This is a genomic window from Sporolactobacillus inulinus (assembly GCF_006539285.1).
Lineage (GTDB): Bacteria > Bacillota > Bacilli > Bacillales > Sporolactobacillaceae > Sporolactobacillus > Sporolactobacillus inulinus.
This window is the reverse complement of sequence record NZ_BJMS01000042.1, coordinates 22,806-29,179: the sequence shown is the minus strand read 5'-3', so window position 1 is coordinate 29,179 and position 6,374 is coordinate 22,806. Positions and strand designations below refer to the sequence as shown.

The following is a 6,374-nucleotide window of genomic DNA, read 5'->3' as shown; positions in this document are numbered from 1 at the left end:
AAAGTCAGTTTGCTAATAATCAAAACGCCATGCTGCGAGGCATGGCGTTTGCAAAAGATGTATTTCGTTTGGCAACACAGTCGATTAATCAGCGGATAGCGCGTCAATCGGATTCAGTCGTGAAGCGCGTCTTGCCGGCAACAGTGCGGCGATAAACGAGATCACCAGAGCGATAATGACTGTTGAAATAATGTTCGCTGCTGTAATCTGAACCATGTTGAATTTAACAATATTATAGAGCAAGTGATTGAGCAGTGCGCTAAATCCGTACGCAAAGATTAGTGCGAGAGCTGCCGAGAACAAACCGATCAGAATCGACTCGGCGGTAAACAGTCGACGAATATCTTTCTTGCGCTGACCGAGTGCACGCAGAATGCCGATTTCTTTCGTCCGTTCCGATACAGACATATACATGGTTACAATGATCATAAGGGCAGAAACCACGAGTGAAATGCCGGCAATTGCTGAGAGCACGATCGAGGCGATTTGCACGTATTGATTTACCGTGTCCAAAATGTCGCCGACGGTAATTGCCCCATAGGTGTATTTTCCGTTATCTTTCAATCCTTGGATCGTTTTCGCGACCCCTTTGACATAGGTCGGATCGCTGACGTTGACGGAGACGAAGTTTGCTTTCGTCACACCGTTATTCTTTTCGATCAGTTCACGCATGGTGTGGTAGTTCGTTATTGCCGGCATGCTTGCCTGTCCACTTTTAACGAATCCAACAACCTTAAGTTTCCCCTTGATCTGAATCGGCTGGTTTTTCTCATTAATCCATTGCAAGGTGAGGTCGATTGTTTTTCCTTGCAGTTTTTTGTACGATTTGGCGCTTGTCAGCGCGATCGCTTCGTTCTTATTAATTACAATCTCGTTATCTCCGGGTACGCGGCCCGTTTCAACCGTGTCGTCGGCAAACGCTTTTGTCCACGTTTGGATTCCTGAGCTGTTTGAGTTCTTTTTGTTATAGGACAAGGTGTATGTGCTGAGCTGATAACCCGGTTCAACCTTGTCAACATGTTTTAAATCGCGCAGACGGTCAACCTGATCGTCTGTGATCAGCAGTTTAGATGGGTCACTGGCAAATTGCTGCATGGACTGCTGCAGTTCAGCGCTGCCCATTTTCTTACCTGTCGGATTCTTCATCACTGTGATCGAATTCGGATTGACCATCGAATTGATCTGGTCTTGAATAAAGGCGTTGACCCCATTGCCTAGACCGCTAAAGAGCAGCACAGCGAACAGACCGATCGCGGTACCCAGCATAATAAGTGAATTACGCCAGAAATTAAAGGTGAGGTGTTTGAACGCATTTTTATAACTTGCCCCTGCAGAAAGCGCTTTTGCCTGAAAGTCGTTCTGAGCGTCAGTCGGCACTTCATAGGCGGGCTTGAGCCGTGTGTCGCCATCGATTTTTCCATCGGTAAGATGAACAATGCGTGTGCCGTGGTTGGCAACCTCTTGGGAGTGCGTGACGGCGATAACCAGTTTTCCTTCCTCCGCAATTTGTTCCAAGAGCTTGAGAACCTCTGCGGTGTTCTTGGAGTCCAAAGCGCCTGTCGGTTCGTCTGCAATGATAATTTCAGGATCGCTGGCCAGCGCGCGAGCAATTGCCACGCGCTGCTTTTGACCGCCGGAAAGTTGACTCGGACGTTTCTTTAAATGCTGACCTAGGCCGACCTTTTTCAGTAAGGCGATTGCTCGTTCCTTTCGCTGGCCGCCGTTCAGTGTCGTCATATCTAAAGAGACTAAAACATTTTCAACAATGTTGAGATGACTAATCAGATTATACGATTGATAAATGTAGCCGATCGTACGGCGGCGGTAGTTATCCAGCTGCTTTTCTTTAGTATGGTCCAGCAGCTTTCCGTCAACCGTTACTTGACCGGTAAATTTGCGATCCAATCCACCGATGATGTTCATCAGGGTTGATTTACCGCCCCCGGATTCGCCTAATATTGAAACGAATTCGCCGCGTTCGAGTTGGAGGTCAATACCCTTCAGGACGGGAAATTTTTCTTTTCCAAGATAGTATGCTTTATGAATGTCGTGTAATTCGAGAAAGGCCATATGTTTCCTCCTTTAATGTACAATACATGTTCCAATATAAAAAAACTAAAACAAAAAGTCAACAACGTTTTAGTTTTTTTGACAAAATACACGCTTTTTCTTAGAATAATTTAATAGAAAGAGAAGATGAGTAAGAAAGTGTGGATGAGCAACCAATGAGACGAAGCGAACGAAAGGACATGATGCGTGAACATATTCTAAAGGCTGCCGCTGAAATGTATCTAGAGGCGGACCCAGAAGCCATTAAAATGCGTGAATTAGCGCGAACCATTGGCATTTCATCAGCGACGCTCTACAGCTATTTTTCAAGCAAAGATGAACTGGCCCAGGCGGTTGTGATGCGCCTGATGATGAGGTATCGCGATCAATTTATGGAGGATTTAAATGACCCATCACGAACATTTCCGGAAATCCTGAAGCGGATGCAGCTTTTTTCCCAACAAGCAAAGCGTAGTGTGAATGGAAAGATGATCGATCTCATCTTCAAAATGTACCAAGACAATAATGAAATGAATCGTCTCTTTGATAGTCAGAGCGATTTTTGGAAGCGCTTTGTTTCACGTGGCCGTCAGGATGGTTATATTGCCGATGATCTAAGTGATACGGCGGTTTTTATTTATATCGATATGTTCTTTCAGTACTTTCGCAATTCGCACCATATGGACAAGTTCAAAATGACGCCGCAATCGCTACAGAAAATTGACCATGAATTGGACACAATGTTTTACCGCGGGCTGTTTGGTGTTAAAGGTGCCTGCGCCGATCCTAACGTGAAGCCGAATAAAAACGACTAAATCAGTTTGGGATCGGCACTCTAGATATGGAAAAAGCGCCGTGTTATCCCTTAGCGTTTCTTAAACCGATTCGCTGTCGCTATGCAATGGTGAATGTAGATCCGGGGTTAGCGAGTGTCGCTTCGATTGCGACCCCACAAATTGCTGCATTGGGATCATCAGCGCCATTTTAACGCCTTTGTGACGAATTGAGTAGATAAGCGAAATCAAGTGAAACTCAAATAGTGCAGAAAAAGTGATAGTCGGAGATTAATGATCGAGTGGTTCTAGAGCTCTTGCAAAAGCGAAACACGTTAACTAACAAAAAAGAGGGATCGCTATGTAGAATGGTACCTGTAGTTAGGACACTTGAAAAAGAGTGTTTTATCTATAGGTGTTTTTTTATATACTTGAATTTCAAGCTTTGAAGAAAGAGGCCATCATGGAATAAATAGTAAGTTAGATTTGAAAGATTATTTGCAACTTCATCATATAGAGAAATTCATTTTTTTGCAAACAAAAAGGAGCAACACCTAGTGTCTGCTCCTTTTTGTTCAACTCAGCCTCACACACGTAGCAAGGAAACCAATACCTAAATAGATCTTATCTTACATTCATCATAATTCACCTTGTTTTATTGTCAATTTTTCATAGAATGAAGCTAACATTCAGAAACCGAAAGATGATATGAAGCAGACAAATCCAGAGTCAGATGAGGAGAGATAATTCTTCAATAGGGCAATAAATCGGATCGTGACATAGTGCGTATAGAAAAGACCGAACCCCTTATAGACCAAGGAGTTCGGTCTTTTTCGTTATTACCCCATCTGGATTCGAACCAGAGCATCACGGAATCAGAATCCGTTGCCTTACCGCTTGGCCATGGGGTAATGAATCAGAACAAGAAATATTATAACCAGAATGGATAAATAATGCAAGGATTTTTATAAAAAAGTTGAAAAGGATTGAACGACCGAGCGGTTCGGACTCGAGCAAACCGAACCCAAAGCATGCGGCGTTGTCATTTTATACTTAGGGAAATGCAGGGGGTACCATTCTGGAAAAAAGTTTGGCGGAAATAAGCGGGTTATAGGAAATTAATTTCACAGAAAATAACGAAAAATAATACTTGTAAGGGGTTGCATAATAAATGGCAACCGCTTACAATAAAAATTATAAGGAAGGTTAATCAAAAACTAAACCGGTTTAGTTAATCGATTAACAAGGAAAGGGAGTGATGAATGATGAATGAAGAACCGCGAGAGCAAAATGGATTTCCTCATGAACTCTACGACAGTCTGATGAATGGAATCCGCCACATGATTCCCTTTGTAGTCGGCGGCGGAATTCTCATGGCCGTATCCTTTATGTTCGGCGTCAACGCAGCCGATGTTAAAGATCCTTCCTATAGTCCGGTCGCAGCGCTTCTGTATACAATTGGGCACGGCAATGGTTTTGCACTGATGGTCCCGATTCTCGCCGGATTTATTGCTTACGGGATTTCGGGAACACTGGCGCTTGCGCCGGGGATGATCGGCGGATTGATTGCTGCAAGTACAGGCAGCGGATTTTTCGGCGGCATCCTGGCCGGCTATCTATCCGGATATTTTATCCGCTTGTTAAATCAACTGTGCCGCAACTTCCCGAAAGGTCTGGTGAATTTGCGCAATGTCCTGCTTTACCCGGTTGTCAGTGTCCTTTTCACCGGTGTGGTGATGTATGAGGTCGTTGCCTATCCGATGAGCGTGTTCAATAACTGGCTTGTCGCTTGCCTCAGCAGTTTCCAAGGATCGAGCCTTGAGATTCTTGGCCTGATCCTTGGGGCGATGATGGCTGTTGATCTTGGCGGGCCGATTAACAAGGCTGCCTACACCTTTGGACTTGCGATGATTAGCGCAGGCAACTACTATCCAATGGCTGCGATTATGGCCGGCGGACTGGTTCCGCCAATTGGCATCGGTCTTGCTACGGTCCTTTTTAAAAAGAAATTTGATGCTGAGGACCGCGACCAAGGGAAAACCTATTTCTTACTTGGCGCAAGTTTCATTACCGAAAGTGCGATGCCGGTTGCGGCTAAAGACGTTTTCCGAATCATTCCGTCGTCAATTGTTGGTTCGGCAATTGCCGGTGCGATGACGATGGCGTTCCATGTCGCACTTCCTGCGCCGCATGGCGGATTGTTCGTTCTTCCAGTCGTTCAGGGCGGATTGACGCAGCAAATGCTGTACCTTCTCTCCATTTTAACAGGCGTTGTGGTCACGGCACTGATGATCGGGCTGCTGCGAAAAAATATAACTGAGAAACAGTCGGATGCAAAGAAGGAGGATGAACCGTCTCCTCTCCCGGCCGCATTAAAAGGATGAACCGCTTGACCCTTTAAAGGCAGCAGCTATAATAAGAGCAATAACGAATGGATGAGCGATTGAGCGAAGCGGAGGAAACGTGATGGGGCGAGATGAGAAGACGTCAAAGCATGCGACAATAGCGATGGTGGCAGAGAAAGCAGGGGTTTCAACCACCACGGTTTCCCGCTATCTTAATGAAAAATATGAGTATATGTCATTGAAAACAAGAAAGAAAATCAAGCACGTGATTGAGGAATTGAACTATCGGCCGAGCAACATTGCCCGCGGACTGAAATCTAAGAAAACGAACCTAATCGGCGTTGTGGTTGCCGATATTGAAAATCCGTTTTCTTCCATGATGATGAAAGGCGTGAACGATGTATGCAAAACGCGTCACTATCACATGCTGATCCTGAATACAGACAATAGCCAGAAGAGCGAAGATGACGGCATTCGTTCACTGATCGATCACAATGTCGATGCGCTTCTGATTAATCCGACCGGTTATACGAGTCCGATCTATACCAAATTAAAAGAAAGTAGGCTTCCAATCGTACTCATTGATCGCCAGATTGAACACTTTCTGTTTGATTCGGTCACATCCAACAACTATGACGTTACTTATCAGGCGACCGACTATTTAATTCAAAACAATTATTCGCGTATTTATTTTGTCACGGAGAATATAGATAGTATCAGCACACGCTCACAACGAAAAAAAGCAGTGGAGGATGCTTTGCGCGCGAAACACTTGCCGCAAGAGCACATTCTTCTGACCATTGATCGCGCCAACACCCTTGCCATTAAGGAACAGCTGATTAAACTGAAACGCACCAATCAAAATGAGAAAATGGCACTGTTTGCGGTAAATGGTCAGGTACTGCTGCTCTTGCTGCAGCTGCTCTACCAGTTGCGTTGGAGCATCCCCGCTGAGATCGGCATTTACGGTTACGATGACTGGGGATGGGGCGAGCTGATTCGTCCAGGCATCACAGTAATCCAGCAAGATCCATACGGCATGGGTACCAAAGCGGCTGAGTTGCTGATTGACCGTCTTGAAGGAAAACGAACGGGCCGCCCGGAGCTGTTTGAACTGCCGGCCAATTTACTGATTCGCGGGTCTACCGAATGATAACGCTTTATTTGGAAATGAATGTAACCGTTTTAGTTAATCGATACACATAGA

General features: G+C 45.1%; 4 protein-coding genes and 1 tRNA gene. 3 read left to right on the top strand and 2 right to left on the bottom strand.

Features of this window, described 5'->3' with window-relative positions:
• Positions 1–84 precede the first annotated feature (84 nt).
• Complete coding sequence (locus SIN01_RS07625) at positions 85–2,070, bottom strand: ABC transporter ATP-binding protein/permease (protein WP_010024186.1); 1,986 nt, start codon at positions 2,068–2,070, stop codon at positions 85–87.
• 155 nt (positions 2,071–2,225) lie between these two features.
• Between SIN01_RS07625 and SIN01_RS07620 the strand changes: the two genes are divergently transcribed.
• A complete protein-coding gene (locus SIN01_RS07620) occupies positions 2,226–2,864 on the top strand; it encodes a TetR/AcrR family transcriptional regulator (RefSeq protein ID WP_010024187.1) in 639 nt (212 codons plus the stop codon).
• 797 nt (positions 2,865–3,661) lie between these two features.
• Here SIN01_RS07620 and SIN01_RS07615 read toward each other — a convergent pair.
• Positions 3,662–3,733: transfer RNA gene (locus SIN01_RS07615), tRNA-Gln, on the bottom strand.
• 351 nt (positions 3,734–4,084) lie between these two features.
• On the opposite strand from SIN01_RS07615, the gene SIN01_RS07610 reads away from it, so the two are divergent.
• Entirely contained in the window at positions 4,085–5,206 is a 1,122-nt protein-coding gene (locus tag SIN01_RS07610) for a PTS fructose transporter subunit IIC (protein ID WP_084688904.1), read from the top strand.
• Between the two features lie 82 nt (positions 5,207–5,288).
• Complete coding sequence (locus tag SIN01_RS07605) at positions 5,289–6,320, top strand: LacI family DNA-binding transcriptional regulator (RefSeq protein ID WP_010024190.1); 1,032 nt, start codon at positions 5,289–5,291, stop codon at positions 6,318–6,320.
• Positions 6,321–6,374 lie beyond the last annotated feature (54 nt).